Here is a 26,841-nt window from a genome sequence, read left to right as displayed (position 1 = left end):
CAAGGGGAGCGTGGATTGAAATCCCCAGGGCCGTAGAAGTAAGAATCACCCCCGAGTCGCTCCCCGCAAGGGGAGCGTGGATTGAAATGCGCGGAAGACCGCGGGCTGTGCACGTTTGAACAGGTCGCTCCCCGCAAGGGGAGCGTGGATTGAAATATGGCTGGTCACCTACCTTACTGTGACCAGCTTGGTCGCTCCCCGCAAGGGGAGCGTGGATTGAAATTCGACAGTAAGTCCTGTAGTTGTCCAGTCCATCGTCGCTCCCCGCAAGGGGAGCGTGGATTGAAATTGGGGGCAGTGACCGAGGCGTCCTTTTCGGCGGTCGCTCCCCGCAAGGGGAGCGTGGATTGAAATACCCGGGTGGTGACCGAAGCCGCCCGGATAGATCGTCGCTCCCCGCAAGGGGAGCGTGGATTGAAATTTTAAATCTTCAGCGGTAATAGTCATATGTTATCGTCGCTCCCCGCAAGGGGAGCGTGGATTGAAATCCACGTGAGGGCAAGGGCTTCCCCGATACGGAGGGTCGCTCCCCGCAAGGGGAGCGTGGATTGAAATCCGTATTCGGACCGTTGATATTTTAACCTGCTGGCGTCGCTCCCCGCAAGGGGAGCGTGGATTGAAATCACCATCGTTCCCGGCATGGTGTCTGCCCTCAGATGTCGCTCCCCGCAAGGGGAGCGTGGATTGAAATATAAAAAAAATTTTTAAGTTTTATGTATCCATTTGTCGCTCCCCGCAAGGGGAGCGTGGATTGAAATCCGCCCTGCTCCTTGACGATGGCCCCGAACCAAAGTCGCTCCCCGCAAGGGGAGCGTGGATTGAAATCACCGGAAAACGATTATAGATTTCGCTGCTGTCGTCGCTCCCCGCAAGGGGAGCGTGGATTGAAATCGGTTTGCAGGCAATGCGCAAGGGGATGCAGTTAGTCGCTCCCCGCAAGGGGAGCGTGGATTGAAATCTTGCAGTTGTAAGCCATTGTCCTATTCAGAGTCGTCGCTCCCCGCAAGGGGAGCGTGGATTGAAATCTCCGGCGGTTGCGACGGTGGAAGGCCGCCGCATGTCGCTCCCCGCAAGGGGAGCGTGGATTGAAATTTGTAGGCATCTCCCAGATCCATAACAATCTGTCGTCGCTCCCCGCAAGGGGAGCGTGGATTGAAATATCCAGAGTGCCCTTTTGTTTGATGGCATTAACCGTCGCTCCCCGCAAGGGGAGCGTGGATTGAAATAAAATGTAGGAATTTTGTAGGAAACAAGGAAGTGAGGTCGCTCCCCGCAAGGGGAGCGTGGATTGAAATGTTGCCCATGTGGACGACGCGGAACGCCGGGACTGGTCGCTCCCCGCAAGGGGAGCGTGGATTGAAATCCGTGCTGGTAAATCGTGCCGCCGTTATCAATATCGTCGCTCCCCGCAAGGGGAGCGTGGATTGAAATACACGGAACGATACGCAATCCGAATTTTTCATCCGTCGCTCCCCGCAAGGGGAGCGTGGATTGAAATGGTGTATCTCAGTCCCCGCCCTCCGCCTTTGATGGTCGCTCCCCGCAAGGGGAGCGTGGATTGAAATTACCATGTACGCCGCCGCCGGGGTCACAGGACTGTCGCTCCCCGCAAGGGGAGCGTGGATTGAAATTCCGGCTACCGGGAGGGCAACATTTACTGCACCGGTCGCTCCCCGCAAGGGGAGCGTGGATTGAAATAAAGTTGATGGAGCGCACCTTATCAATGAGTACAGTCGCTCCCCGCAAGGGGAGCGTGGATTGAAATTTATGGTGACCCGAAACGTAGTCTATGCGAACATCGTCGCTCCCCGCAAGGGGAGCGTGGATTGAAATCATCAAGATAAGAGTCCAGGGCCGGAGGCGTCCAGTCGCTCCCCGCAAGGGGAGCGTGGATTGAAATCCGGTCCGCTGATGTAGCCCCCGGAGGCAAAGCCGTCGCTCCCCGCAAGGGGAGCGTGGATTGAAATGGTTTCAGGCTCCACTCCCGGTCATCATCCGGGTCGCTCCCCGCAAGGGGAGCGTGGATTGAAATCCTGGTAAGGCTCACGCCTCCGACGCCCTTCAGGTCGCTCCCCGCAAGGGGAGCGTGGATTGAAATTGCGGCTAACTCATTAAGCCCTTCTGTAGCTTCGTCGCTCCCCGCAAGGGGAGCGTGGATTGAAATCGGAAGGGTATCATGCTGATGTCAGAATGAGAAGGTCGCTCCCCGCAAGGGGAGCGTGGATTGAAATTCATACAATCGGTATCCATGTGTGTGGGAACTTCGGTCGCTCCCCGCAAGGGGAGCGTGGATTGAAATATGAAAGACCATTGCAGGTTCTCATATAAAGGGAGTCGCTCCCCGCAAGGGGAGCGTGGATTGAAATTGAGGTATAAAAAACATGACTGGAACAAAGAACTCGTCGCTCCCCGCAAGGGGAGCGTGGATTGAAATGTAGCAGATCCGACCGAAATTCCCGGTATTGAAGTCGCTCCCCGCAAGGGGAGCGTGGATTGAAATTTCTGCGCTCAGATCATCGTCTTCCGGATTCCCGGTCGCTCCCCGCAAGGGGAGCGTGGATTGAAATCCGTTGCCGTCTGCAACGGCCTTGTCAGCCGTGGTCGCTCCCCGCAAGGGGAGCGTGGATTGAAATTGCAAAAAGCAGGTGTGATCGCCGATGACCGTTAGTCGCTCCCCGCAAGGGGAGCGTGGATTGAAATCCATCAATCTGCACTCCCTCTTTGCTCAGATTAGTCGCTCCCCGCAAGGGGAGCGTGGATTGAAATAATATCCGGTTACATCGATGACCATACAGGCGAGTCGCTCCCCGCAAGGGGAGCGTGGATTGAAATCTGTCGCGGTGCCACAAAGAATTGCTGTCAACAGTCGCTCCCCGCAAGGGGAGCGTGGATTGAAATTTTTTGTCCCCCTGCTGCTTTTTGGAATGATCTTGTCGCTCCCCGCAAGGGGAGCGTGGATTGAAATCACGCGATCACCTCATAATAATAAATAAGGGCCGTCGCTCCCCGCAAGGGGAGCGTGGATTGAAATTACGAACCATACCCCCTATCTTGTGAAATCTTTGTCGCTCCCCGCAAGGGGAGCGTGGATTGAAATAGGCTGGCATTTAACGCCTCGCGTCCATCGGGGGTCGCTCCCCGCAAGGGGAGCGTGGATTGAAATATCAGCGCCTCGACGTCCAGGACGGACGGCAGCGGTCGCTCCCCGCAAGGGGAGCGTGGATTGAAATTGGTTGACGACTACGGACGCATTGGCACCGGCGGTCGCTCCCCGCAAGGGGAGCGTGGATTGAAATCCGGTGCCGGAGGAAGTATGGCGGGATCGGGAAGTCGCTCCCCGCAAGGGGAGCGTGGATTGAAATGATGAGATGTACGAAAGAGGGCTGACCAATAACAGTCGCTCCCCGCAAGGGGAGCGTGGATTGAAATAAATTGTTGCCGGCTATTTCTGCGGTTTTATTCCGTCGCTCCCCGCAAGGGGAGCGTGGATTGAAATTAGTCTTACAGGGCTTAAAGCCTTGCACCCCATGGTCGCTCCCCGCAAGGGGAGCGTGGATTGAAATTGGTACATCCGCAGGAATGTATCCCGTACCCGTGGTCGCTCCCCGCAAGGGGAGCGTGGATTGAAATATTCCATTTCTCCCTTCATCTTCATCTGAGTTAGGTCGCTCCCCGCAAGGGGAGCGTGGATTGAAATCCATAGAATACGTTGGATCTGCTTCGAAAGTTCCGTCGCTCCCCGCAAGGGGAGCGTGGATTGAAATTCTACTATCTGGAAACAAGAAATGGACAAGAATGTCGCTCCCCGCAAGGGGAGCGTGGATTGAAATTTTGATCAGGTAGATGCGCTGCTGGATAGCATTGCGTCGCTCCCCGCAAGGGGAGCGTGGATTGAAATTACTGATGTCAAGTAAATCCTCTCCTTTCTGCTTCGTCGCTCCCCGCAAGGGGAGCGTGGATTGAAATGCGGGCCATTGTCCATGGTCGTGCCGCCCCAGGTAGTCGCTCCCCGCAAGGGGAGCGTGGATTGAAATCAGGTCGTCGATACGTTCCTCGTCCGCGTCAAGCAATCGCTCCCCGCAAGGGGAGCGTGGATTGAAATCCTTCGTCCTGAACCGTCTTGAACTTCCAAAGCGTCGCTCCCCGCAAGGGGAGCGTGGATTGAAATACCATGGAGCAAACGAAAGCCCTGGACGAAGCCCGTCGCTCCCCGCAAGGGGAGCGTGGATTGAAATACAAGTCGGATGTGGAGGAAATGGTTGCGGCTCGTCGCTCCCCGCAAGGGGAGCGTGGATTGAAATACCGATGCTCCCGTGGTGGAAGTGATTTCCGCCGAGTCGCTCCCCGCAAGGGGAGCGTGGATTGAAATTCCGACTCCGTCAGGCTATTACTGACTTGCTTCAGCAGTCGCTCCCCGCAAGGGGAGCGTGGATTGAAATGAGGAAGAGATTCATCCTTTTCATTGATTCTCTTGTCGCTCCCCGCAAGGGGAGCGTGGATTGAAATAGTTTCCCGGATTTCATGATTTCCCGCGCTCTGGTCGCTCCCCGCAAGGGGAGCGTGGATTGAAATCCGATGGTGATACCACCGCCGGAAGTGTTTCCTTCGGGTCGCTCCCCGCAAGGGGAGCGTGGATTGAAATATCAGCGCAGTGCTTGCCGTCTGGATGTCGCCTCCGGGTCGCTCCCCGCAAGGGGAGCGTGGATTGAAATCAGCTGCCGTGCGCCTGGTCGTCCAGGACCACGAGTCGCTCCCCGCAAGGGGAGCGTGGATTGAAATTTTAATGGAGACCGTGGGTGTGGGTTTAATCCATGTCGCTCCCCGCAAGGGGAGCGTGGATTGAAATATCATGCCATCTTTTATTGCAGATCTTATATGCTGTCGCTCCCCGCAAGGGGAGCGTGGATTGAAATGAGGAGGTTAAACCGGGGTGCCAATATTGCCACGTCGCTCCCCGCAAGGGGAGCGTGGATTGAAATCCGTTGCCGCCCATTTTTTCTTGACCGCCGTGAAGTCGCTCCCCGCAAGGGGAGCGTGGATTGAAATTCCACGGTAATCTGAATCAATGGTCCCAACTCCCGTCGCTCCCCGCAAGGGGAGCGTGGATTGAAATAAGCTCGATGCCATAGTCATCAAAGTATGCAAGAGTCGCTCCCCGCAAGGGGAGCGTGGATTGAAATTTCCGACATGAAGGATACACGAAAGCGATTTCCGTCGCTCCCCGCAAGGGGAGCGTGGATTGAAATCCGATTATCAAGGGTGGGAGGAACAAACAATGGCGTCGCTCCCCGCAAGGGGAGCGTGGATTGAAATACATCTGCCCAATCAAGTCCTGCTCGAAAGGCTCGTCGCTCCCCGCAAGGGGAGCGTGGATTGAAATCACCAGGGCATCAGTCTTGGTGCTGTCGTAGCACGTCGCTCCCCGCAAGGGGAGCGTGGATTGAAATCCCATGGGCGGCATCTACAGCATAGGCGTATCCGGTCGCTCCCCGCAAGGGGAGCGTGGATTGAAATCCAAATTCTGTATCTAATGTTACAGTTTTATACGGTCGCTCCCCGCAAGGGGAGCGTGGATTGAAATTAAGTTTCTGACGATGGCAATCAGGCAAGCTATGTCGCTCCCCGCAAGGGGAGCGTGGATTGAAATCTACTTGGACCACGCCATGAATATTTCCGTCATGTCGCTCCCCGCAAGGGGAGCGTGGATTGAAATGTCCTGCATTCGCAATAAAAATATTTGCTCCCGTGTCGCTCCCCGCAAGGGGAGCGTGGATTGAAATTGGTAGCACGTGCCCAATTCAGCAGCTACGACTGTCGCTCCCCGCAAGGGGAGCGTGGATTGAAATACGGGCTGGAAAGGCGCGTCTACTGGCCTAGCATGGTCGCTCCCCGCAAGGGGAGCGTGGATTGAAATAGGAAGTCCATTGACATAGTGGGTCACCCAGTAGTGTCGCTCCCCGCAAGGGGAGCGTGGATTGAAATAGGATGTTGTCCAGGTCCGGTTTCTTGCAGGGCGTCGCTCCCCGCAAGGGGAGCGTGGATTGAAATTGCCTGGGCAGGACGTATGCCTCCCAGGTGGTAGGTCGCTCCCCGCAAGGGGAGCGTGGATTGAAATACCTTGAACAGGTTCATCTCCCGGGCCCGCTGGGGTCGCTCCCCGCAAGGGGAGCGTGGATTGAAATTGGACCCGCTGAACGTTAAGGTGGCAATAGGCAGGTCGCTCCCCGCAAGGGGAGCGTGGATTGAAATAATCAGTTCCACCCGGTCCGCAATCACTTCAGTAGTCGCTCCCCGCAAGGGGAGCGTGGATTGAAATTGGTGGAAACGGCAACATTGGTAACAATCTGCCGTCGCTCCCCGCAAGGGGAGCGTGGATTGAAATGAGGTAAGCTGGAGCCATATGCCTGAGAGCGAGGTCGCTCCCCGCAAGGGGAGCGTGGATTGAAATCGGGGTACCTACCACGGCGCAATTTAAGGACCCTGTCGCTCCCCACAAGGGGAGCGTGGATTGAAATCTGTAGCACTTTTCCTGCTGCATGCTTCCTGCTGGTCGCTCCCCACAAGGGGAGCGTGGATTGAAATCTCCCCGTGGTCAGAAAAGTAGACCAGACCCTGAGTCGCTCCCCGTAAGGGGAGCGTGGATTGAAATCTCCCCGTGGTCAGAAAAGTAGACCAGACCCTGAGTCGCTCCCCGTAAGGGGAGCGTGGATTGAAATATGTAATAGACAAAGTCTTGAATCAGCAGGAGGGGTCGCTCCCCGTAAAGGGAGCGTGGATTACAATGGGCCCAGGAATTCGGACCAGGCCTGAAAATTTTAAATGTATATGCTATAGTATAGGTAACAAGAACGGAGGCCGCTGCCATGGAAAGCCATAACTATTCTGCTGAATTTAAGGCCAAAATCGTCTTATCAATCCTTCAGGGTGACAAGGATTTTGCTGTTATTTGTTCCGAAAATCATCTGGATTCGGAGCTGGTTCGGAAATGGAAGCAGGCTTTTCTGCAAAATGCGCATCGTGCTTTTGAGGCAGATTCTGGGCGTAAGGACGTTCAAAGAAAGAAGAAGGAGCTGAAGCAAAAGAGTGACCAGCTGACGCTTGAGCGGGACTTCCTTCAGGACTGTTTTCGCAAGGCGGGAGAAGTCGTTCCCAAAATTCCCCAAAAGGATGCCAAGGACTGACGGTCTGGCTATCTGGCGGCCAAGCGAACTGTCTAGGGTAAAGTGTGCTGGCCTTCCTGTAGCGGCTGGCATGCGGGGGTCCATTGTACCTTGTACGAATTTTGGGGCATAAAAAATACTGGATGTTCTTTAGCATCCAGTATTTTTTATGCCCCAAGCTGCAAACGGTCACTTCTCCTCCAGCAACTGGTTCTTCCGTTCCAACAGTTGGAGCTGCTCCCGGAGTTCTGCTATTTGGCGGTTCCGGCGGTGCAGTTCCTGGTGGAACCGTTCTTCCCGGGAAGCTTGCTCCTCCTGCTCTTCATGCACTCTTTGCAGGGTCTTCTCCAGTTTTTCCCGGTCCTGCAGCAGCTGCTGGCGCATTTGCCCAAGCTGCTTTTCTTCCAGGGTTTCCTCTGCAGCTGCGGTTTGTGCAGTGGTTTCTTCCGGCTTCGGTTCAGCTGCTGGCTTTTCCGGCTCAGCAGCTTCTACCGCCAGTACGGCGCCCCGGTCTAGTATCAGCTCCACCGTGGCTTCCGTCTTGTCCCCAATCTTGTCGTACAGCCGGCCGCCGCTCCAGCAATTTCCCAGAATGGTGCCCACGCTGTTGGCCACATAGCCGATTTTGCCCAGGGGCTCCAGCTCGCACCGGATGGCTTCTTTGTCGTACTTGTTGTCCGGCTCCTTGATCAGCTGGACCTTCATGTGCCGCTTGAGAAACTCGTTTCCAAAGTAGTGGTTAAAGCCCGTCAGGGTACAATATAACTTGGTCATAGGTCCTTCCTCCTTTAGCCTTCTCTTCTATACTTCTCTTCCTTTCTACTTTCAGTATAGCAGGAAGGGTGGGGGGAAAAACTCCCAGAAGAGCGGTTTTGGAAAAAAAGTGGGTGCGGTCAGCGGCCCTGAAGTGAAGTGGTGCCGGGAATCCCCGCTCAGTCAGCCACTAACGTGTCTGCCAGCTCCCCCCTAAAGGTAGGAGCCTTTAAAAGGTCGTGCGGTCTGCAAACCTGAAGTGAAGTGGTGCGGGGTATCCCCGAGCGGTTCGCCGTATTCCAAGCAGCTGCCGTATGGGCCTTATGGACCAAACCTTCATGGGAAAACTTGTGGGATGTTTGGATGCGGCTATAATGAACAAAAAAATGGCATGCGAACCCAAACAAGTTCGCACGCCATTTTTTCACAGCCCTGCTTGCAGAAGCCTCTAGCTTTCTGCTTCCACTGCATGATCAAAGAAAATCTGTTCTTCGGGAATGACCCCTTGAAGCAGGACGTTGGCCCGTCCCACATAGGCAAAGCCCATTTTGGTGTACAGGGCAGCCGCCGGCTTGTTGCCCGCCCAGGTATCCAGACGGACCGCCTTGCAGCCCTGTTGGGCCGCAAGGGCGAGGGCAAACTGGACGAACTGCTTTCCATACCCGTGCCCTGCCCGGCTGGGCGGAATGCATAGGGTGTGGATCACCAGCACTTCCTCCGGAGCCGCAGGAATATGCCAAGGCGCAGGTCCATATTCTGCCGGCTGGAGCTGGTTTAGAATCACGCTGCCGCAGATCTCCCCGTCCTCCTCCAGAACGTACAGCGTACCAGCCTGCCAGGCCTTCTCTGCCGTTTCCCGGGTGGGGTACAGGTCCAGCACCCAGTTGGAATTGGTACCATTTTCTTTTTCATAGGTCAGCAGCTCCCGGTAGTTCGCAGCTGCCGCCGGAACATCCTTTTCCAGGGCTTTACGAATCATAGCTTTGCCCTCCTTTTGCATCATTTTTTCCAGTATAGCGGAGGAAGGAAAGCCCCGCAAGCTTTTTTACAGGACTGCTGGAATGGCGATTCGAGCAATCTTGATAAATTCTTCCATGGCCTTGGTCATAATGGCTTCTTTGGGAAAGTAGACACTGATGTATTGCTCAGTATGGGGAACTTCCAGGGGAAAGAAGCAGCAGTGCTGGGGCGGCTCCATGGTGCGGACCATCAGATTGCTGACGATGGCGGCCCCTAGGCCTGAAGCGGCCAGCCGGTAGGCAGTGGAAGCCTGGTCCAGTTCCAGTACCACAGAGGGTTGAAAACCTGCTTCCAGAAAAAGGGTATCTGCCCGCTGCCGGCTGTTGTTGCCGGGCCGCAGTAGCACAAAGGGAGTTTGCTGGAAGTTAGTTAAGAAGACTGGCGGCAGCAGGTGATTTTCCAGTTGCTGCACGGGATAACGGGAAAGTTCTTCCCGGGTACGGGCCTGTTGACGGATTTCCGGACAGGTACAGTATTTTTCAGGCACGACCAGTACCGTAAACTCATGACAGATGACAAACTTGCGATATTGTTTTTCTGGCAGATGCTTATTGGAAAACAATAGATCAATCTCTCCCCGGTCCAACTTTTTTAGCAGTTCTTGGGTGGTACTTTCATGCATATCTACCAGTACCTTGGGGTACGCTTCCCGGAAGGGCGAAAGGGCCAGGGGCAGCAGGTAGGTGGAATGAAAATTGCCGGCGCCTACTGACAAGTGTCCCTGTTTTAGATGATTGATTTCGTAGATATCATTTTCCAGGCGATTTTGGATGCGCCTCATTTCTTCCACCGCAGCAATATACTTTTTGCCAAATTCGGTGAGTCCAATGGGCGAGACGGAACGGTTAAAAATCGGCGCACCGATTCTCTCCTCGGCTTTTTTGATGGTCAGGCTGAGGGAGGATTGGGAAATAAAAAGCTTTTCTGCAGCCCGGCTGAAATTCCGTTCCTGGTAGACGGTGTAGATATAATTAGCGTTGCGAAACATGGCAGCCCCTCCTTGTGTATTTCATTTATGCAGTTGTCTTTATTATACTATTGATTCTAATCAATGGAATCGATATTTTAATTTATATTGGAATTAACTGCTCCTCGTTCTTATAATGAAAGCAGAGAATATGATACAAATTGATTTAGTTAAGGGAGGCTTTTGTTATGTTATCACCACAGGAAATGAGGAAATTGATTCCTTTTATGGACACGGTCCATTATTTGGACAATGCATCTGTCGTACCTTCTTCCACCCGGGTTTGGGCGGCAATGGAAGAATATGGGCAAAAATACCCTTTGAATTACGGAGTTGGAGAATTTCCTGCCTCTGTGGAAGCAGCGGCTAAGGTGAACGAAGCCAGAGCCAAATTGGCCAAATTCATTAATGCCAAGGCCCCCGAAGAAATCTGCTTTACCAAAAACACCACGGAAGCCATCAATATGGTAGCCTATGGCGGACCCTGGGAAGCAGGGGACGAAATTATCTTGACTACAGTGGAGCATCAATCCAACATCATGCCCTGGCTGCGCCTGGTTCAGGATCGGGGCGTTGTAGTCAAATTCGCCCAGGCGACTAAAGAAGGCTTCGTAAAGCCAGACGCCATCCGGGCCCTGGTAACGCCAAAAACCAAGTTGATTAACGTAACTTATGTGTCAAATATTTTTGGCACTATTACCCCTGTAGAAGAAATTGGTGCGATTGCTCGGGAAGCGGGCGCTTTTTACATGGTGGATTCAGCCCAGGCTGGCGGCCGGCTGACCATGGATGTACAGAAATCCGGCTGTGATTTCATGTCCATCTGCGGCAGAAAGAGTATGATGGGGCCGCAGGGCACCGGAGCTCTTTATATCAAAAAGGAATTGACCCCTATGCTGAAGCCGTTGGATATTGGCAGCCGGGCCGGACGCTTGGTAGATGAAAAGACCATGGTACTCAATGAAGCTCCCTATAAATTTGAGGCCGGGGTACTGAATACGGCTGGGATGATTGGCCTGGGCGTGGCAGTGGATACCCTTGCAGAAATTGGCACGGACAATATCCAAAAACGCATTGCTGAATTGACCCAGTACATGATTGATGGGCTGTTGGCGATTCCCGAAGTGGAGCTGTACGGAACCCATGATGCCCAAAAGCTGGCAGGGGTAATTTCTTGGAATGTACGGGGCCACAGCTGCTCGGAAATTGCGTCCCGGCTGGGTAAAGAAGCCAATGTGTGTGTAGCCTCCGGCGCACAGGGAGCGCTTTTGGCCATTCGGCCTTTGGGTGTTAATGGCGTTGTGAGAAGTTCTGTTCATTATTTTACCAGCAAGGAAGATATTGATGCTTTGCTGGCCGGCTTAAAAAAGATTCTTGCTTAGGAGGGAATTGCCATGCTGAATCAAGCGCTGATTGCTAAAGAATACGGCTTTTTGGGAGATGTAGCCTATTTGGATATTTCCCTGACGTCCATGCCGCCGATGCGGGTACGGGAAGCCTGGAAAAAATTCATTGAAGGCTACGTGATTCCTTACGGAACCAATGCAGGGACCTATTTCCCCGATATTTTGGTACGGGCCCGGAAAGAAATGGCTCAGCTGATGCAGGTGGAGCCTTCTGAGATTGCTTTTACCCATGGGACCGGCGATGGAATGACCAAACTGGCCAATTCCTTCCCCTTTGCCAAAGAAGATAATGTGGTCATTACGGAAGAAGAACACGCTTCCAATGCTATCCCTTGGTTGGGTATTGAACAAAAGGGTGTAGAAATCCGTTTTGCCAAAAGTGAAAATGGGGTAGTTCCCATTGCCAATATTGTGGCTATGATGGATGAACATACCAAAATTGTTTCCACTGCTTCTACCTATTTTTGCAGCGGGTATGCCATTGACCTGAAAACTTTGGGAGAGGAATGCCACAAGCGGGGAATTATTCTGGCCATAGACGCGATCCAGTCCATGGGCCGGCTTACCATGCGGCCTCGGCAGTGGCATATCAGCTACGTGGCCGGCGGCGCCCATAAAGGTTGCTTAGGCACCAAAGGAGGGGGCTATGTCTACTGCGCCAAGGAATTAAGCCAAATCCTGAAGCCGTATACGGGATCGCTGCAGAGCTTGACCAACGGCGGCCGTCCGTTCCCCCTGCGGCATTATGACCAAATCCAGTGGCAGCCCGATGCCAGCCGGCTGGAAGGCGGTATGTATTCCTTTGGTATTATTGAAAGTCTGGCCAATGGGGTCAGCCTGATCAATGAGCTGGGAATCGAAAATGTAGAAGCCCATATTCATGCGATGGAAAATTATCTGCGGGGAAAGCTTGCAGATTTGCCGCTGAAGGTTCTGGATATTCCAGAGAAGAATCGGTCTGGGCTGCTGTTCATCTGGTATCCTGAAGGCGCAGATCCTAAGGCCGTTGAACAAGTGCTGCTGGACCATAAAGTGCGTGCTACCGTACGTCAGGGCTACATTCGCATGGGACTGCATTTCTATAATACCCAGGAGCAGATGGATCGGGTTTCCCAGGCACTGCATGAAATTGCCAAGTTATCCTAAGGAGCCAAAATGAACAAAAATATGGCAGAGGAATTCTTTTGTGCCTATTGCGGAGTCAGAAATTGTGCGAAAAAATTAGGCCAGGAAGGGGACTATCCTTCTTCCTGCCCCAGCCTGCGGCCGGAGCTGGAAGGGTATTTAGAAGAATATAAGGATCCGGAAACTTTAAAACTGGCCCAGGCAGCAGCCATTTCCAGTATGGACCATACGGAGAGCCGGGTGCAGCAAACGGTACGCTTTGCCCGGAATTGCGGTTTTACCAAACTGGGAATTGCCTTTTGCATTTCGCTGGCAGATACTGCCGGTATTTTGGCCCGGTATCTGCGGGAACAAGGCTTTACGGTAGAAAGTGTAATCTGCAAGGTGGGACATTATGACCGAAAGTGCATAGGAGTGGAAGATACCCGGGAAAAACCCATGTGCAATCCCATAGCCCAGGCAGAATACCTGAATGGGGTTGGCACAGAGCTGAATCTCATAGTGGGGCTCTGCGTAGGACATGATGCCCTGTTCAGCCATTATTCCCACAGTCCGGTAGTAACCCTGATTGCCAAAGACCATGCTTTTCATAACGCCCCTGAGCTGTTTTTGCAGCAGTGGGCCCAAAAGGAAAAGGCTGCGCACAGGAAGAAATCCTGAAAATTTTGCTGATGCTGAGTGTGGGGCAAGCAATAGACAGCTAAACTTTATAAACAAAAAAGGGGCTGTGAAATAATGAAACTTCTATCGTCGCCTGCGGCGCCACTTCCTACACGCTTTACGGTCGCATCCAAATGTCAATCAGTTTCCCGAGGACATTTGGAATATGCGACCTATGTGATAGCCGTCCGTGAGCCGAACCCGGAGGGTGAGGGAGAACGGAGCACGGCGAACCACTCAGGAAGCATTCTAGGGCGCTACTTGTCAAGTGACAGAGAAAGTTAGTAATAGTATTTGCATACTATGATTTCATCTCAAAACCCATTTTGCATATGACTGGTATAGGACTAAGACTGGCCCATCCAAGCGTGGAGGGGCTGTCAGTCCGTAGGACTGACTGAGGAAGTTTATTAGATACAGTTATAAAGAACAAAAAACGGCTTGCGAACTTTTTTGAGCTCACAAGCCATTTTTTCCTTTCGGGGATATTATTTCACACCCTCTTTTTGTTCTTACAAGCCTTTATCCCGTTGGTATTGTTCTTGGGCCAGGGTCAGGAATTGCTCCATGGCAGGGGTTACGTAGGCACCGCTTCGGTAGTAGACCATGCCCTTGCGGCTGGAGAGGGTACTTTTTAATTTGTACAGGCACAGCTCTTTTTGAAAATTCTGATGCTCCAGCAGCAGGTCGCTGCAGATGGTTGCTCCCACCCCCAATTGGGCAAAATTCAGGCAGATGGAGGAGGATTCCGTTTCCATGGTAATGATTGGGTTCACCCGGACTTCCTGAAACAGCTGGTTAGCACAGGTGCGGATGTAGTTGTTCTTGTTGGCCAGGATAAACGGTACCTGGGAGAATTTTTCCAGGGAAAGGGCTTTCACTGCGGGTAAAGCAATCTGGCGCAGGGAATCGGGGGTCAGCTGGTATTCCTGGTATTTGGCATTAATGGGGTCCTGGGCCGGTACGGCCAGAATCAGGTGCTCTTCATAGGCTGGCACCCCCACGTAAGCTTGGGCATCCATGGGCTTGGTGGAAACCATCAGGTCGCTTTCGTAGGCATCTACCATTTGCTTCCCATATAAGGTATTGCTGTTTAGAAGGCGGACTTGAATCCGGGGAAATTTTGCCTTAAACGCCGCTATCAATAGGGAAACCCGGTACTGGATGCTGAGGCTGAATGCACAGATGGTCAGTTCCCCGTACTGGAGGGTGTTGAGCCCATAGGCCAAATTGCGCAGACGGTTTTCCAGGTCCGTGACTACCCGGGCGCTTTTCAGATATTCTGCTCCAAACGGAGTCAAGGTAAGGAGTGTGGTTTTTCGGTTAAAAAGGGGCGCCCCCAATTCCTTTTCCAACCGCTTGATCATGGCACTGAGTGCAGGCTGAGAAACATGGAGCTTTTCTGCGGCCTTGCCAAAGCTGCGTTCTTTGTAGATACACTCCACATAATCTTTGTGACGAAACATTTTTTCTGCCTCCTAAGTGGCGAAAACCCTTGATTTGCGTACATTATAACATAAATGTTATCGGTTATGCATTACATATGTATTGGATTATATTACCAAAAAGATATTAAATTGAATTAACAGAAAACAAAGCTTGAAGGAGGCAGCGGATATGGAAGAATGGGAACCTAGACGGGTTAATTGGCTGGAAATCGACTTAGATGCTTTGGAACAAAATTTCAAAAATTATAAGGCCATGGTGGGACCGGATATCAAAATCATGCCGGCCATTAAGGTAAACGCCTATGGGCACGGCATCATTGCCTGTGCCAAGGTGCTGGAAGAAGCCGGGGCTGATTATCTGGGCGTGGGTACGGTGGAAGAAGGTATTTTGCTCCGGGAGCAGGGGGTGAAAATGCCCATTTTGATTTTCGCCAGCAACCTGCTGGAGGAAACCGCCCCTTTATATGTGGAGCATCGGCTGATTCCTACAGTACTGTCCTTGGAAGGAGCCAAGGCCGTAGCCCAGGCCGCAGGCCAAAAGAAGCAGGATATCTTCATCGGCATGGATACCGGCCGGGGCCGGCTGGGCGTCAATGCGGAAAAATTCCCAGAACTGTTTCGCAGCATCCAGCAGCTGCCCCAGCTGCACGTAGAAGGGGTCTACAGTCATATGGCCAAGGTAGGCTGGCCTGACGCAGATAACCAGTATGCCCTGTGGCAGCGGGATCGCTTCCAAAAGGCTATGGATGCCATCGGTAAGGCTGCTGAGGCCATTCCCTTCCGGCAGCTGGCCAATACCCCGGCAGGCATTGCCCTGCCAGAACTGCGGTTTACAGGGGTTTGTCCTGGGCGGGCCATGTGGGGCTATTCGCCTTTGGAAAAACGGCCGGGACATCCGGAGTTTACCGCTCCCTTGAAGGCTTGGAAAAGCCGGCTGATTCATGTAAACGAGGTGTGGGGCGGCAAGTTCGGACCCAATTTCAGTGCCGTGCAGTTGACAGCTCCCAAGCGCATTGGGATTATGGCAGGGGGCATTGGAGATGGCTTCCAGGCGCCTCTTTCCCAGGGCTATGTGCTGTTAAATGGGAGAAAATGCCCGGTGGCCAGCAGCCTGTCCCTGGAACATACCATTTTGGATTTGACAGACTTTCCTGAGGCCAAACCGGGGGACGAAATTGTTATCCTGGGCCGGCAGGGAGAAGAAGAAATTACCCTGGAACAGCACATGAAAGACTGGAACCTCAATATTCCTAAGGTCTGGGTCACCATTTCCCGCCATATTGACCGGCAGTACTACCGGCATGGGAAGCTGTGGGCGGTAGGCCGGGAAAATAAGCTCATTTACGTACAAGGAGACCCTAAATGACAGCGTTAAACCAAGAACAGCGCAAAATTCCCTGCGTTTATATGCGGGGTGGCACGTCCAAGGCGGTATTTTTCCGCAGGGAGGACCTGCCCCAGGACGAAAGCACCTGGGATGAAATCTTCCTGAAAGTTATGGGCACGCCAGATGTGAAACAGATCGACGGCATGGGCGGTACGGTATCTTCCACTTCCAAAATTGCCGTAATCAGCCCTTCCAAGCGGCCCGCGGCTGACGTGGATTTTACCTTTTTCCAGGTGGATATCGACCAGCCCAAGGTGGCCCACAATGTAAGCTGCGGCAACATTGGCTCAGCGGTGGGGCCCTATGCAGTAGACGAGGGCCTGGTGCCTGCCGTGGAACCCATTACCATCGTCCGCATCTACAATACCAATACCCAAAAGTATCTGGAAGAACGGGTGCGGGTCAAGAATGGCCATGCCTGTATGTATGGAGACACGGAAATTCAGGGCGTGCCGGGAACGGGCTCCCGGGTGGACGAAATTTTCCTGGACCCAGCAGGGGCCTGTACGGGAAAACTGTTTCCCACCGGTCAGACCAAAGATGTAATTGCAGTGCCCGGCTGCGGCCAAGTTCCGGTCAGCATCGTGGATAGCGGCACTTTGGTGGTTTTTGTTCGGGCCAGGGATTTGGGACTTACCGGCAGTGAACAGCAGGAACTCAACAGCAATACAGGCGTTATGAACCAATTGGAGCGCATCCGGGGAGAAGCGGCAGTCCGCTTAGGTCTGGTCAGCCGTTGGGAGGACGCTCGTAAGGAAACCCCGGCGGCACCGGATATCGGCATTTTAAGCGAGGCGCAGGCTTATATTTCCTTGGACGGCAAAGCGGTGGCCAAAGACGAGATGGACCTGTGCGTGCGGGCCATTTCCCTGGGCAAGATTCATAAGGCCTATCCCATTACCGTCACAGTGGCCACGGCAACGGCGCTGATGCTGCCCGGGACCCTGGCCAGCGAACTGGTAGCCGTGCCCAAACCGGAAAAAATCCGGCTGGGTCACGCTTCTGGGGTGATGGAAGTCAGCGCCCAAAGTGATGGCAAGACAATCCAGCGGGTCGGGGTAATTCGCACAGCCCGCCGGATTATGGACGGCAATATCTATATTCGGGAAGAGTAGAGGAGAGCATCATGGAAAAGAAAAAGAAAATGAATGACATTACCAAAATTGTCATCGCAATGCTGCTGGGCTCCGTTGTGGGGATTATTGTAGGCAAGCCCGCAGCTGCCATCGGTTTTGTCGGGGATATTTGGCTAAATCTGATGAAAATGTTCCTGGTTCCCATTGTGGTCTGTATGCTGGTTAAGGGCATCAGCAGCATGGACAGCCCGGAAATGCTGGGGCGCTTGGGACTGCGGTTTCTGGTATTTTACTTATTTACAACGGTTTGCGCTTCCGTAATTGGTATCGGCGTAACCAAATTCCTGAATCTGGGCAACGGCGTTCATTATGAAGCCATGGCTGCTTCGGTGAAAATCAACGAACTGCCCGGGTTGGACAAATTCTTTACGGATATGTTCTCCACCAATATTTTCAAGTCCTTCACTAGCGGGGATATGATGCAGGTCCTGATTATTTCCTGCTTCATTGGGGTGGCCATTGTGCTGCTGCCGCCGGAAAAACGGGACCCCATCCGCAGCTGGTTCTGCTCCATGGCGGATTTGATGACGTCCCTGATTACCATCGCCTTGAAACTGGCTCCCATTGGGGTGTTCTGCCTGATGGCTGCTGCCCTGGGCAAATATGGTTCCGGTCTTTTGGTCACCATTTCCCAGATTTTGGGAGCCTTCTATGCGGCCTGCTTTATCCATCTGATTTTGATCTACTGCCTGCTGCTGTTTGCCTTTACGGGTATTTCTCCCATTACTTTTTTGCGCAAAGCCTTTCCTACCTTTGCTACCGCTGCCAGCACCTGCTCCAGCAATGCGGTAATTCCCGTCAGCCTGGACGTGTGCACAAAGAATTTCAATGTAGCAGAGCCGGTGGCTTCCCTGGGGATTCCTTTGGGGGCAACGGTGAACAAGGATGGGGTAGGTATCCTGTGCGGCGTAGTGCTGCTGTTTAGTGCCAATGCCATGGGGATTCCCCTGTCCACCAGCCAGATTGTGAACCTGGTATTTGTGACCGCTTTGGTTACCAGTGCTGGTTCCGGTGTTCCTGGCGGCGGCCTGATGAACCTGATGATTGTAGCCACGGCCATTGGTATGCCCCTGGATCTGGTTGTCATGGTAGGCGGTTTCTACCGGTTCTTTGATATGGGAACCACCTCCATGAACTGCCTGGGCGACGTTTCTGCTACGGTACTTATTGACCGGGTGGAAAAGAGACACGAAAAGGCCATGGCAGCCAAAATGGCTAGAGAAGAAGCTTAACTAACAACCCTTAACAATAAACCAACAACCCTGAAAAAGGCTTAGCTGACGGAATGACGGGCTAAGCCTTTTCCGGGCAGTATCCCAAGGAGGAGAAATCATGAAAATTGTAAAAGCCCCGCATCCTTCCAGCGGCCATTATTCCGCCGCCATCATTTCCAACGGCATGATCTATGTTTCCGGCCAAAGCTCGGTGGACCCCTTTACCCATCAGGTGCCGGAAGGCGGCATGGGTCCGGAAATGAAAATGAGCCTGGAGCGTATCGAACATATTTTGCAGGAAGCAGGAGCCGACCGCAGCCACATTGTCATGTGCCGGGTTTTCATTACCGACATGAGCAAATGGGACGAAGCCAATGCAGCCTATGCCGAATTTTTTGGTGAACACAAGCCCGCCCGGGCCATCTACGAAGTGCGGCGTACCCATCATATGGCCCAGATTGAAGTGGAAGCCATTGCAGAGGTCTGAGGATGACTGAAAACGAGAAAAGGCAAGCGCCCCTGGCGCAGTTGGCTGCCTTTACCGCAGCGCTGACCTGGGAGCAGCTGCCTCAAAACGTGCAGCAGGCCGTGGTGTACCGGGTTTTGGACCTGGTCAGCGTCAGTGTGGGGGCCAGCGGGGACCCTTTGGTGGAACACCTGAAAGAGGCTGTGGAAATGCTTTCTGGGGGCCCCCCTGCCCAGGGGGTGCATCTATGGGGTGAACCGGAAGGACGTACCTGGTCAGTAGAGTCTGCGTCATTGCTGAATGCCATGCTGGCCCACACCCTTGAACTGGACGACGTACACCCGGCGTCCAAATGCCATGGTTCCGCCTGTTTGATTCCGGCTGCCTGGAGCTTGGGCGAACGGCTGCAAAGCTCGGGAAAGGAGCTTTTGACTGCGGTGGTGGCAGGTTATGAGACTGCTTTTCGGATTGGCCGGGCCTTTGGCGTCACGGAACACCGGAAAAGGGGCTGGCACGCCACTTCGACCTGCGGGGTATTTGGCGCAGCCGCGGCTTGTGCCCACCTGCTTCAGTTGAACCCGGAGCAGACCGCAAATGCTCTGGGACTTGCTGGTTCCCAGGCTACCGGAGTATGGGCTTTTTTGGGTGATGGAACCAATTCCAAAGTGCTGAACCCGGGACAGGCGGCCGCAGCTGGCCTGCGCAGCGCCCTTTTTGCCCGGGCTGGGATGACAGGTCCTGTCCATATCTTGGAGGCCCAGGATGGAGGGCTGCTCAAGGCCATGAGCGATGGAGGTTGCTTGGAACAGGTGGCGGCAAACCTGGGGGAAACCTGGGAAATTCTGCACATGGATATGAAACCCTATCCCTGCTGCCGGTCGGCCCACAGCAGTATTGATGCGGCTAAGCTCCTGCGCCGGGAAATCCTACAGGCCCTAAACCTGCCGGAAACGGTGTCTCCCAAGGTGCTGAGCCAAAAGCTCCGGGATCTGCAAGTAGGGATTTACCAAATCGGGTATGCTCAATGCGCTTACAGCGAGGGCTGCCTTCGGCCGCAAACTCCGCTGGAAGCCCGGTTTTCCCTGCCGTATACGGTGGCCTGTGCCTTATTGTATGGAAGGGTGGACCAAAGCCTGTTTACGCAAAGAGAAATCAGAATGCCTTTGGTGCAGCAGCTTATGACCAAAATCCAGGTAAAAGAGGATCCGGAGCTGACAGCGGCTTATCCTGCCCATTGGAGCGCTTGGGTGCAGGTAACCCTGGAAGCTGGTAGGACCTTTCGCCAGTTGGTCCAGGACCCGGCAGGCTCCTTCCAGCATCCGCTTTCCCAAGAAGACGCCCTGGCCAAAGCTTCCGGCCTGTTGGCAGTCCGGTATGGGGCGCAGGCGCAGGTGTTGGCGGAGAAACTTCTTGCCCTGCCCAAGCTGGAGCGGCTGCCTTTGTTGTAGATATACAGCCAAACAAAATATAGACGCAAAAGACCGTGCCCTCGCCAAAGCAGGGACACGGTCTTTAAAAATATAAGGACGCAGGCTTAATGCCTGCGTCCTTTGGCTGTCAGCGGGGGAGGAGGCCCCGTCTGACGGGAGGGTGAATGAATTTATTCTTTGCCGTTGATGGAGTTTACCAGGGCACTTACCAGGTCGTCCATGGAACGGTTTTGGCCAGCGGTCATGCTGGAGTTGATGGTTACGCCATCTTGCAGCACGGTCATGGCTTTCATCTGGTTTTCCAGGAAGTCCTGCATCAAGCCGCCTACAGTACAAGCCCAGGAACCGTTTTCGATGATGCCCACGATCCGTTTTTGTACGTTCAGGGCCTTCATGTCTTCCAGAAAGTTCAGCATCTTGGGATAAATACCCAGGTTGTAGGTTACGGAAGCCAGTACAATGTGGCTGTATTTGAAGGCGTCGGAAATCAGGTAGGAAACATTGGTCTTGGACACATCGTACATGGCAATGTTTGTCATGCCCTTTTCAGCCAGTTTGGCGGCCAAAATGGAAGCGGTGCTTTCAGTGTTGCCGTACATGGAAGCATAGACCAGCAGAACGCCTTTTTCTTCGGGTTCATAGGAAGCCCAATGTACGTATTTGTCCAGGATGTAGCCCAGGTTGCTTCTCCACACCGGACCATGCAGCGGGGCAATCATCTTGATGTCCAGCTTCAGGGCCTTGGCTTTGCCCAAGAGGTCCAGTACATGAGGGCCGTACTTGCCAACAATGTTGGTGTAGTAGCGGCGGGCATCGTCCAGCCAGTCACGGTCGAAGTTCACTTCGTCGTTGAAAATCCGGCCGCCCAGGGCCCCGAAGGAACCGAAGGCATCGGCGGAGAACAGGACGCCGTCTTTGGTATCGAAGGATACCATAACTTCCGGCCAGTGGACCATAGGAGCTTCTACGAAGGCAATGGTATGTTTGCCGAAGGTACGGGTATCGCCTTCCTTGACGATATCTTGTTTTTCAACCTTGTAGCCAAATTGGTGCAGCAGGGTAAAGGCTTGCTCGGTGCTGACGACTACGGTTTCCGGGTGACGCAGCAGCACTTCCTGGAGGGAAGCGGCATGGTCGGGTTCCACGTGGTTGACAACCATGAAGTCCAAAGGACGGCCCTTTAGCACGCCTTCAATGTTGTCCAGGAACTGACGGCATACGGACCAGTCAGCCGTATCGAACAGGACGGTTTTTTCGTCCAGCAGCAGATAAGAGTTGTAGGAGACGCCCCGGGGAATGGGATGGATGTTTTCAAACAATTCCAGCCGGCGATCATCTGCACCTACCCAATATAAGTCATTCGTTAATTTTCTAACACATTCCATATTGATTCTCCTTCACAGGTGTGGGGAGGAGAGGCCCCTCCTCCTCAGACACGTCTAGTTGATCGTTAAGGGCTGACACGCCTTATTTTACCGGCACGAACTTGTCTTTTTCGGAGTTGCACAGCGGGCATACCCAATCTTCCGGCAGATCTGCAAACTTGGTGCCCGGTTTGATATCGGCATCAGGATCGCCCAGATCCGGATCATATTCGTAGCCGCAGCCGTTGCAGACATAATGCCCTTCCGGAACTTCTTTGATAATCAGAGGTCTCTTCATCTTAACCATAGGAGGAGCGGGTTTCTTGGGTTGACCATTGTCCAGAGCCTTGGCCAGCAGCGGCAGGATCACATTCACGTCGCCTACAATACCATAGTCGCAGTTCTTGAAGATAGGAGCACCGGCGTTGGTGTTGATGGCTACGATGGTGGTGGCATTCTTGATGCCTTTCAGATGCTGTACGGCACCGGAAATACCGCAGGCAATGTACAGGTTGCCGTTGAACTTCTGGCCGGACATGCCCACATACCGTTCAATAGGAACATATTGCAGGGTTTCTGCTACAGGCCGGGAGGACCCTACGGCAGCACCGGCAGCTTTGGCCAGGTCATAAATCAGTTTCATGTTTTCTTTGGAGCCAATGCCTTTACCAGCGCTGACTACCCGTTCTGCATCCACAATGGGGGTGTCCATGGGAATGCCCACGGTGAAGTCGTAGCCGTCGCCCTTCAGGGCTTCTACCAAAGCATTGACCTGTTCTTCAGGAGTACCATCCTTGAAGATTTGTTTCTTGCGGGCACCGGTAATGGTGTTGTTGGCCTTGGTGGTGCCGGCGTGTTTGGTGTTGGACATACGGTCCGTAATGTAGGAGGCAATAACCACTCTTTGAATTTCGTTGGTGCCTTCGTAAATTTGGGTAATCTTGGAATCTCTGTAGAAGCGTTCCACGTCCATGCCCTTCAGGTAGCCAGTGCCGCCGAAGATTTGCAGGGCTTCCGTGGTCACTTGTTCAGCCACATCAGAAGCGTACATCTTGGCCATGGCAGCTTCCATGCCGTAGGATTCGTGGTTGGTCTTCAGTTCAGCAGCGCTGTAAACCAGGAAACGGGCAGCCCGGATCTTGGTGGCCATGTCAGCCAGCTTGAAGGATACGCCTTCCTGTTGGCAAATAGGAGCGCCGAATTGGATTCTTTCTTTGGAGTAGTTCAAAGCAGCTTCGTAAGCGCCCTGGGCAATACCCAAAGCCTGGGCAGCAATGCCGATACGGCCGCCGTCCAGGGTAGCCATGGCAATGTTGAAGCCTTTGCCCTGACGGCCCAGCAGGTTTTCTTTCGGCAGTTTCACATTGTTGAAGATCAGTTCTGCCGTAGCGGAGGAACGAATCCCCAGTTTGTCATAGTGATCGCCGAAGGTGAAACCGGGCATGCCTTTTTCTACGATGAAGGCGCTGATGCCCTTGGTGCCTTTGCCAGGTTCCGTTACGGCAAATACTACATAGGTATCTGCTTTGCCGGCGTTGGTGATGAAAATCTTGTTGCCGTTCAAAATCCAGTTCTGGCCATCGAATACGGCAGTGGTTTCGGTTTCACCAGCATCGGACCCGGCATTGGGTTCGGTCAGGCCGAAAGCAGCCAGTTTCTTGCCGGATGCCAGCGGGGTCAAATATTTTTTCTTTTGTTCTTCCGTGCCATAGGCGAAGATGGGGTAGGAACCCAGGGAAACGTGAGCGGACAGGATTACGCCGGCACCGCCGTCGACTCTGGCCAATTCTTCAACAGCAATGGCGTAGTCAATGTAATCCAGGCCCATGCCGCCGTATTCTTTCGGATAAGGAATACCCAGCCAGCCCAGTTTGCCCATTTCGGCAACTTCTTCGTCAGGGAATTTGTTTTCCTTGTCCAGCATGAAGGCAATGGGTTTAATCTTTGCCTCAGCAAAACCACGTACTTGGGCACGAAATTCTTCATGGTCGTTCGTTGTGGTGAATAACATCTCTGTAACCTCCTCTGTAGTGGAAACATCCTCCGTCCCTGCCAACCTTGCGGTTTGGTATGAACTCAACCTAGTAATCGAAAATTAAAACTTATTAATAATTATTCTACGCTTTAATAGTACACTTGCTGAATACATTTGTCAACGGCTATAATCAGAAAATTGTCCACAAATCAGGCGGCAATTTTGCTGTTGGTAAAGTATCCCCCAAGGGACTCCTAAAACGCAGGAAACAATGGAGTGAACCTCTGCAGCAGCCTGCTACCACACGGTTTTTTCGTTAACCTCCGCAAACAGTGGCTCAAAACGGTGCTGGTCTTTTTTCAGGCAGACCAGGTAATAATCCACATGGCACTCTGGATCGGCGATGGGGATATTGATCTGCCCGGGGAGCTTTTCGCCTCGGTTCAAATAGTAGCTGGAACTGAAGCTGGGGTAGCCGGAATTACGGGCCAGCTCCTGAAAGGCTTCCCGCTGGACCTGCAGCAGGTAATGGGTGTGGGGCGTCTTATCCTTGGTCATGGCAGCCCAGAAACCAATTTGGTACAGGAGCAGGATGTTCAGGCCATCCAGATCCTTCAAATGGATTTCCGGCGAAAAGGCCAGGGGATGCCCCGGCGGAAGCGACAGGAACAAATCTTCGTGACCGCACTTCTTGGCAAGGAAAGCACCGCTGTCCGGCGAAGCCTTGTGGGTTACTACCAATTGGTACGTATGGTCCGACAACCGTTTAAGAAAATCCCGGTCATCCTTCATATCCGCTGACAGGCGCATACCTCCGAACAGGCTGTTGATCAAGGGCGTCAGCACCATTTGTGGCACCGGAGCGCCATAACCAATATTTATAGTCCGCAGGCTTCGGTCATACAGCTGCACCCGATGGGTAAATTCCTCGTTGGCACGAAGAAGCTCACGGGCGTACAGTAAGGCATATTGGCCGGTTTCGTTAAGCTGCAGCTGGTTCTTGCGGCGGATAAACAAGGCTACACCCAGTTCCTGTTCCAGCTTCTTCATGGAGCGGGACAGTGCCGGCTGGGACGTATGCAGCTTCTCTGCCGCAGCTGATAAGGTTCCGCAATCGGCAAAGGCTAGGAATTGTTCCAATAGAAAACTCTCAAGCATATAGTCCTCCTTTCCCCCTTGATAGTGATACTATTCAGCGATGATATAGTGGAATCCTTTTTTTGACATTTTATTTTTTTTAGTTTTTCTTTTAAAATAAGAAAAGTGAGAAGAATGTTACAGTTGTTTACTAAAATATAACATGTATTTGTTTTTCTGATGGATTTTAGAGGAATTTTCAGAAGAACCGGGAAAGGAGAAATTGCTATGGAATATACGGAATTGTCCAATGGGGTCAAGGTGCCCCTTTTGGGCCTGGGGACCTTTATGGTGGCCCCGGAAGTTACCGCCCAGGCCGTGTACACCGCCTTAAAGAACGGGTACCGGCTGATTGATACGGCCAACGCCTATTTGAACGAAAAAGCAGTGGGGGAGGGGCTCCAAAGAGCCTATGCGGAAGGTATCTGCCGCCGGGAGGACGTGTTTCTTTCCACCAAATTGTGGCCCACTGTGTACAATAGCCCCACTGCGGTAGAGGATACCCTGAAACGGCTGGGCACCACCTATGTGGACCTGCTGTTCATCCATCAGCCCGCCGGGGATTTTCTTGCCGGCTACCGGCAGCTGGAGCGGGCGTACCAGGAAGGGAAGGCCCGGAGCCTGGGCATTTCCAATTTCCACGGGGAGAAGCTGACGCGCCTGTTGGAGGCGGCTGCGGTGAAGCCCCAGGTGGTGCAGTTAGAGACCCATCCCTATAGAATCCGCCAGGACGTGCTGGACGTATTGGCGCCCCTGGGTACCAAACTCATGGGCTGGTATCCCCTGGGCCACGGGGACCCGGAGCTTTTGCAGGAACCGGTCATCACGGCCATTGCCGACCGGGTGCACAAAAGCGCTGCCCAGGTCATTCTCCGCTGGGCGGTCCAAAAGGGCTTCATCACCATTCCCGGGTCCAAGAATCCCGACCACATCCGGGACAATTTCGCCCTTTTCGATTTTGCCCTGACCCCGGAGGAACTGGAAGCTATGGCTGCCCTGAACGGGAAAAAGAGCTATTACGAGCCGGACAATGCCACGGAAGAAAAATATGCGCAGATGCACCTGCCGTTTGAACGCTGAAAGGAGCGAGAAACATGGAATTTGTTACGTTAAATAATGGAGTCAAAATGCCGAAACTGGGGTATGGCGTGTACCAGACCCCGCCGGAAATTACCCAAAAGGCTGTGGAAGAAGCCCTGGGCGCCGGGTACCAATTGATCGATACCGCAGCCGCCTATAGCAACGAGGAGCAGGTGGGCGCCGCCTTAAAGCACAGCGGCAAAAAGCGGGAAGACCTGTTCATCACCACCAAACTGTGGGTACAGGACCATGGGTACGACAACACCCTGAAAGCCTTTGACACCTCCCTGAAGAAACTGGGCCTGGACTATTTGGACCTGTACCTGATCCATAAGCCCTATGGGGACTACTATGGGGCCTGGAGAGCCATGGAACGGCTGTACCAGGAAGGCCGCATCCGGGCCATCGGCGTGACCAGTTTCTGGAACGAACGGCTGGCTGACCTGTTCAACTGCAATGCCGTAAAGCCCCAGGTGAACCAGATTGAAACCAACGTGTGGGACCAGAAATGGGCCGAGCATGACTTTATGGCGGCCAATGGCATCCAGCATGAAGCCTGGGCACCCTTTGCCGAAGGCAACAACCAGGTCTTTGCCAATCCCGTATTGAAAGCCATCGGGGCCAAATACGGCAAGACCACCGGCCAGGTCATGCTGCGCTGGCTGCTCCAGCGGGATATTGTGGTGATTCCCAAATCCGTGCATCTGGAACGGATGCAGGAGAACCTCCAGGTCTTCGACTTTGCCCTGAGCGATGAAGACATGGCCCAGATTAAAGCCCTGGATACCGGCAAGAGCACCATCTACGACGAAATGGATCCCAAGAATGCTCTGTACATTGGGAAGGTCACCATCCACGACTGATGGAAAGGGCAGCAAAAAGAAAGGGTACCTGCGGCACGAGAGCCGCAGGTACCCTTTCTTGGTAACTTGTGAAGATATTTGGACGTGATCGCAACGCTTTGCTGGAAGCGTCCGCAGCCCCCTACTGGTCAAGTAAAATCTAATGTATAGTGCAGATAAGAAGATGACCAGCAATTGTTATGAATGCCTTCCCCATTGTGGTGTGCTCCCCGTCAAGTAGACAGTTCCTAATAATATAAACCTCTACGCC

At 53.2% G+C, this 26,841-nt stretch carries 18 protein-coding genes and 1 CRISPR repeat array (1 of these 19 only partly in view); of the genes, 11 read left to right on the top strand and 7 right to left on the bottom strand.

Annotation, left to right across the window (positions count from 1 at the left end):
• Positions 1–6,783: direct repeats of the CRISPR family, unit length 33 nt; unit sequence GTCGCTCCCCGCAAGGGGAGCGTGGATTGAAAT (it extends 78 nt beyond the left edge of the window).
• 80 nt (positions 6,784–6,863) lie between these two features.
• A complete protein-coding gene (locus DW089_RS07570) occupies positions 6,864–7,181 on the top strand; it encodes a transposase (RefSeq protein ID WP_105327040.1) in 318 nt (105 codons plus the stop codon).
• 168 nt (positions 7,182–7,349) lie between these two features.
• On the opposite strand, the gene DW089_RS07565 is transcribed toward DW089_RS07570, so the two are convergent.
• From DW089_RS07565 to DW089_RS07555, 3 genes are all read right to left on the bottom strand, one after another.
• Entirely contained in the window at positions 7,350–7,934 is a 585-nt protein-coding gene (locus tag DW089_RS07565) for an HIRAN domain-containing protein (RefSeq protein ID WP_118287029.1), read from the bottom strand.
• Positions 7,935–8,361: 427 nt separating this feature from the next.
• Positions 8,362–8,892, bottom strand: coding sequence for a GNAT family N-acetyltransferase (locus tag DW089_RS07560; RefSeq protein WP_105327041.1), 531 nt, complete (start codon positions 8,890–8,892; stop codon positions 8,362–8,364).
• Between the two features lie 66 nt (positions 8,893–8,958).
• Positions 8,959–9,921, bottom strand: a complete 963-nt coding sequence (locus DW089_RS07555; protein WP_105327042.1) for a LysR family transcriptional regulator — start codon at positions 9,919–9,921, stop codon at positions 8,959–8,961.
• A gap of 167 nt (positions 9,922–10,088) precedes the next feature.
• On the opposite strand from DW089_RS07555, the gene DW089_RS07550 reads away from it, so the two are divergent.
• Genes DW089_RS07550 through DW089_RS07540 form a run of 3 tightly spaced genes read left to right on the top strand, consistent with a single transcriptional unit; the run spans position 10,089 to position 13,091 of the window.
• The gene (locus DW089_RS07550) at positions 10,089–11,282 is read left to right on the top strand and encodes an aminotransferase class V-fold PLP-dependent enzyme (protein ID WP_105327043.1); all 1,194 of its coding nucleotides are present in this window, start codon (positions 10,089–10,091) and stop codon (positions 11,280–11,282) included.
• Positions 11,283–11,294: 12 nt separating this feature from the next.
• Positions 11,295–12,452 carry an aminotransferase class V-fold PLP-dependent enzyme gene (locus DW089_RS07545; protein ID WP_118287028.1) on the top strand — a complete coding sequence of 386 codons (1,158 nt, stop codon included), beginning with the start codon at positions 11,295–11,297 and terminating at the stop codon, positions 12,450–12,452.
• A gap of 9 nt (positions 12,453–12,461) precedes the next feature.
• Entirely contained in the window at positions 12,462–13,091 is a 630-nt protein-coding gene (locus DW089_RS07540) for a DUF1847 domain-containing protein (protein ID WP_105327045.1), read from the top strand.
• A 512-nt stretch (positions 13,092–13,603) separates the two neighbouring features.
• Here the strand turns inward: DW089_RS07540 and DW089_RS07535 are convergent.
• On the bottom strand, positions 13,604–14,557 hold the full coding sequence (locus tag DW089_RS07535; RefSeq protein WP_105327046.1) for a LysR family transcriptional regulator: 954 nt from the start codon (positions 14,555–14,557) through the stop codon (positions 13,604–13,606).
• A 151-nt stretch (positions 14,558–14,708) separates the two neighbouring features.
• Between DW089_RS07535 and alr the strand changes: the two genes are divergently transcribed.
• The 5 genes from alr to DW089_RS07510 all read left to right on the top strand — a co-directional run bounded on the left by alr (position 14,709) and on the right by DW089_RS07510 (position 20,190).
• A complete protein-coding gene (gene alr / locus DW089_RS07530; RefSeq protein WP_105327047.1) occupies positions 14,709–15,905 on the top strand; it encodes an alanine racemase in 1,197 nt (398 codons plus the stop codon).
• Positions 15,902–17,041: a 2-methylaconitate cis-trans isomerase PrpF family protein gene (locus tag DW089_RS07525; RefSeq protein WP_105327048.1), complete on the top strand. Its 1,140-nt coding sequence runs from the start codon at positions 15,902–15,904 to the stop codon at positions 17,039–17,041. Before alr ends, DW089_RS07525 begins: the two co-directional genes overlap by 4 nt.
• An 11-nt stretch (positions 17,042–17,052) precedes the next feature.
• A complete protein-coding gene (locus DW089_RS07520) occupies positions 17,053–18,294 on the top strand; it encodes a dicarboxylate/amino acid:cation symporter (protein ID WP_118287027.1) in 1,242 nt (413 codons plus the stop codon).
• 100 nt (positions 18,295–18,394) lie between these two features.
• Positions 18,395–18,763, top strand: a complete 369-nt coding sequence (locus DW089_RS07515) for a RidA family protein (protein ID WP_105327050.1) — start codon at positions 18,395–18,397, stop codon at positions 18,761–18,763.
• A 2-nt stretch (positions 18,764–18,765) separates the two neighbouring features.
• The gene (locus DW089_RS07510) at positions 18,766–20,190 is read left to right on the top strand and encodes an MmgE/PrpD family protein (RefSeq protein WP_105327051.1); all 1,425 of its coding nucleotides are present in this window, start codon (positions 18,766–18,768) and stop codon (positions 20,188–20,190) included.
• A gap of 152 nt (positions 20,191–20,342) precedes the next feature.
• On the opposite strand, the gene DW089_RS07505 is transcribed toward DW089_RS07510, so the two are convergent.
• The 3 genes from DW089_RS07505 to DW089_RS07495 form a co-directional block, all read right to left on the bottom strand.
• Entirely contained in the window at positions 20,343–21,557 is a 1,215-nt protein-coding gene (locus tag DW089_RS07505; protein WP_105327052.1) for an FprA family A-type flavoprotein, read from the bottom strand.
• An 82-nt stretch (positions 21,558–21,639) separates the two neighbouring features.
• Entirely contained in the window at positions 21,640–23,547 is a 1,908-nt protein-coding gene (locus DW089_RS11640) for an acyl-CoA dehydrogenase family protein (protein ID WP_105327053.1), read from the bottom strand.
• Positions 23,548–23,808: 261 nt separating this feature from the next.
• Positions 23,809–24,669 (bottom strand): LysR family transcriptional regulator, encoded by an 861-nt coding sequence (locus DW089_RS07495; RefSeq protein ID WP_105327054.1) that lies wholly within the window; start codon positions 24,667–24,669, stop codon positions 23,809–23,811.
• Between the two features lie 207 nt (positions 24,670–24,876).
• Between DW089_RS07495 and DW089_RS07490 the strand changes: the two genes are divergently transcribed.
• Complete coding sequence (locus tag DW089_RS07490; protein WP_105327055.1) at positions 24,877–25,728, top strand: aldo/keto reductase; 852 nt, start codon at positions 24,877–24,879, stop codon at positions 25,726–25,728.
• Between the two features lie 14 nt (positions 25,729–25,742).
• Entirely contained in the window at positions 25,743–26,591 is an 849-nt protein-coding gene (locus tag DW089_RS07485; protein ID WP_105327056.1) for an aldo/keto reductase, read from the top strand.
• The last annotated feature ends 250 nt before the right edge of the window (positions 26,592–26,841 follow it).

Source organism: Acidaminococcus sp. AM05-11 (assembly GCF_003472805.1).
Lineage (GTDB): Bacteria > Bacillota > Negativicutes > Acidaminococcales > Acidaminococcaceae > Acidaminococcus > Acidaminococcus hominis.
The sequence above is the reverse complement of the archived record's forward strand: the minus strand, read 5'-3'. Positions and strand labels throughout refer to the sequence as shown.

Bases quoted from the DNA above. Each gene is read 5' to 3' on its own strand.
- DW089_RS07495 (WP_105327054.1), bottom strand. From the start codon at position 24,669: ATGCTTGAGAGTTTTCTATTGGAACAATTCCTAGCCTTTGCCGATTGC.
- DW089_RS07510 (WP_105327051.1), top strand. From the start codon at position 18,766: ATGACTGAAAACGAGAAAAGGCAAGCGCCCCTGGCGCAGTTGGCTGCC.
- DW089_RS07520 (WP_118287027.1), top strand. From the start codon at position 17,053: ATGGAAAAGAAAAAGAAAATGAATGACATTACCAAAATTGTCATCGCA.
- DW089_RS11640 (WP_105327053.1), bottom strand. From the start codon at position 23,547: ATGTTATTCACCACAACGAACGACCATGAAGAATTTCGTGCCCAAGTA.
- DW089_RS07525 (WP_105327048.1), top strand. From the start codon at position 15,902: ATGACAGCGTTAAACCAAGAACAGCGCAAAATTCCCTGCGTTTATATG.
- DW089_RS07560 (WP_105327041.1), bottom strand. From the start codon at position 8,892: ATGATTCGTAAAGCCCTGGAAAAGGATGTTCCGGCGGCAGCTGCGAAC.
- DW089_RS07565 (WP_118287029.1), bottom strand. From the start codon at position 7,934: ATGACCAAGTTATATTGTACCCTGACGGGCTTTAACCACTACTTTGGA.
- DW089_RS07550 (WP_105327043.1), top strand. From the start codon at position 10,089: ATGTTATCACCACAGGAAATGAGGAAATTGATTCCTTTTATGGACACG.
- DW089_RS07535 (WP_105327046.1), bottom strand. From the start codon at position 14,557: ATGTTTCGTCACAAAGATTATGTGGAGTGTATCTACAAAGAACGCAGC.
- DW089_RS07505 (WP_105327052.1), bottom strand. From the start codon at position 21,557: ATGGAATGTGTTAGAAAATTAACGAATGACTTATATTGGGTAGGTGCA.
- DW089_RS07485 (WP_105327056.1), top strand. From the start codon at position 25,743: ATGGAATTTGTTACGTTAAATAATGGAGTCAAAATGCCGAAACTGGGG.
- DW089_RS07555 (WP_105327042.1), bottom strand. From the start codon at position 9,921: ATGTTTCGCAACGCTAATTATATCTACACCGTCTACCAGGAACGGAAT.
- DW089_RS07545 (WP_118287028.1), top strand. From the start codon at position 11,295: ATGCTGAATCAAGCGCTGATTGCTAAAGAATACGGCTTTTTGGGAGAT.
- DW089_RS07570 (WP_105327040.1), top strand. From the start codon at position 6,864: ATGGAAAGCCATAACTATTCTGCTGAATTTAAGGCCAAAATCGTCTTA.
- DW089_RS07490 (WP_105327055.1), top strand. From the start codon at position 24,877: ATGGAATATACGGAATTGTCCAATGGGGTCAAGGTGCCCCTTTTGGGC.
- alr (WP_105327047.1), top strand. From the start codon at position 14,709: ATGGAAGAATGGGAACCTAGACGGGTTAATTGGCTGGAAATCGACTTA.
- DW089_RS07540 (WP_105327045.1), top strand. From the start codon at position 12,462: ATGAACAAAAATATGGCAGAGGAATTCTTTTGTGCCTATTGCGGAGTC.
- DW089_RS07515 (WP_105327050.1), top strand. From the start codon at position 18,395: ATGAAAATTGTAAAAGCCCCGCATCCTTCCAGCGGCCATTATTCCGCC.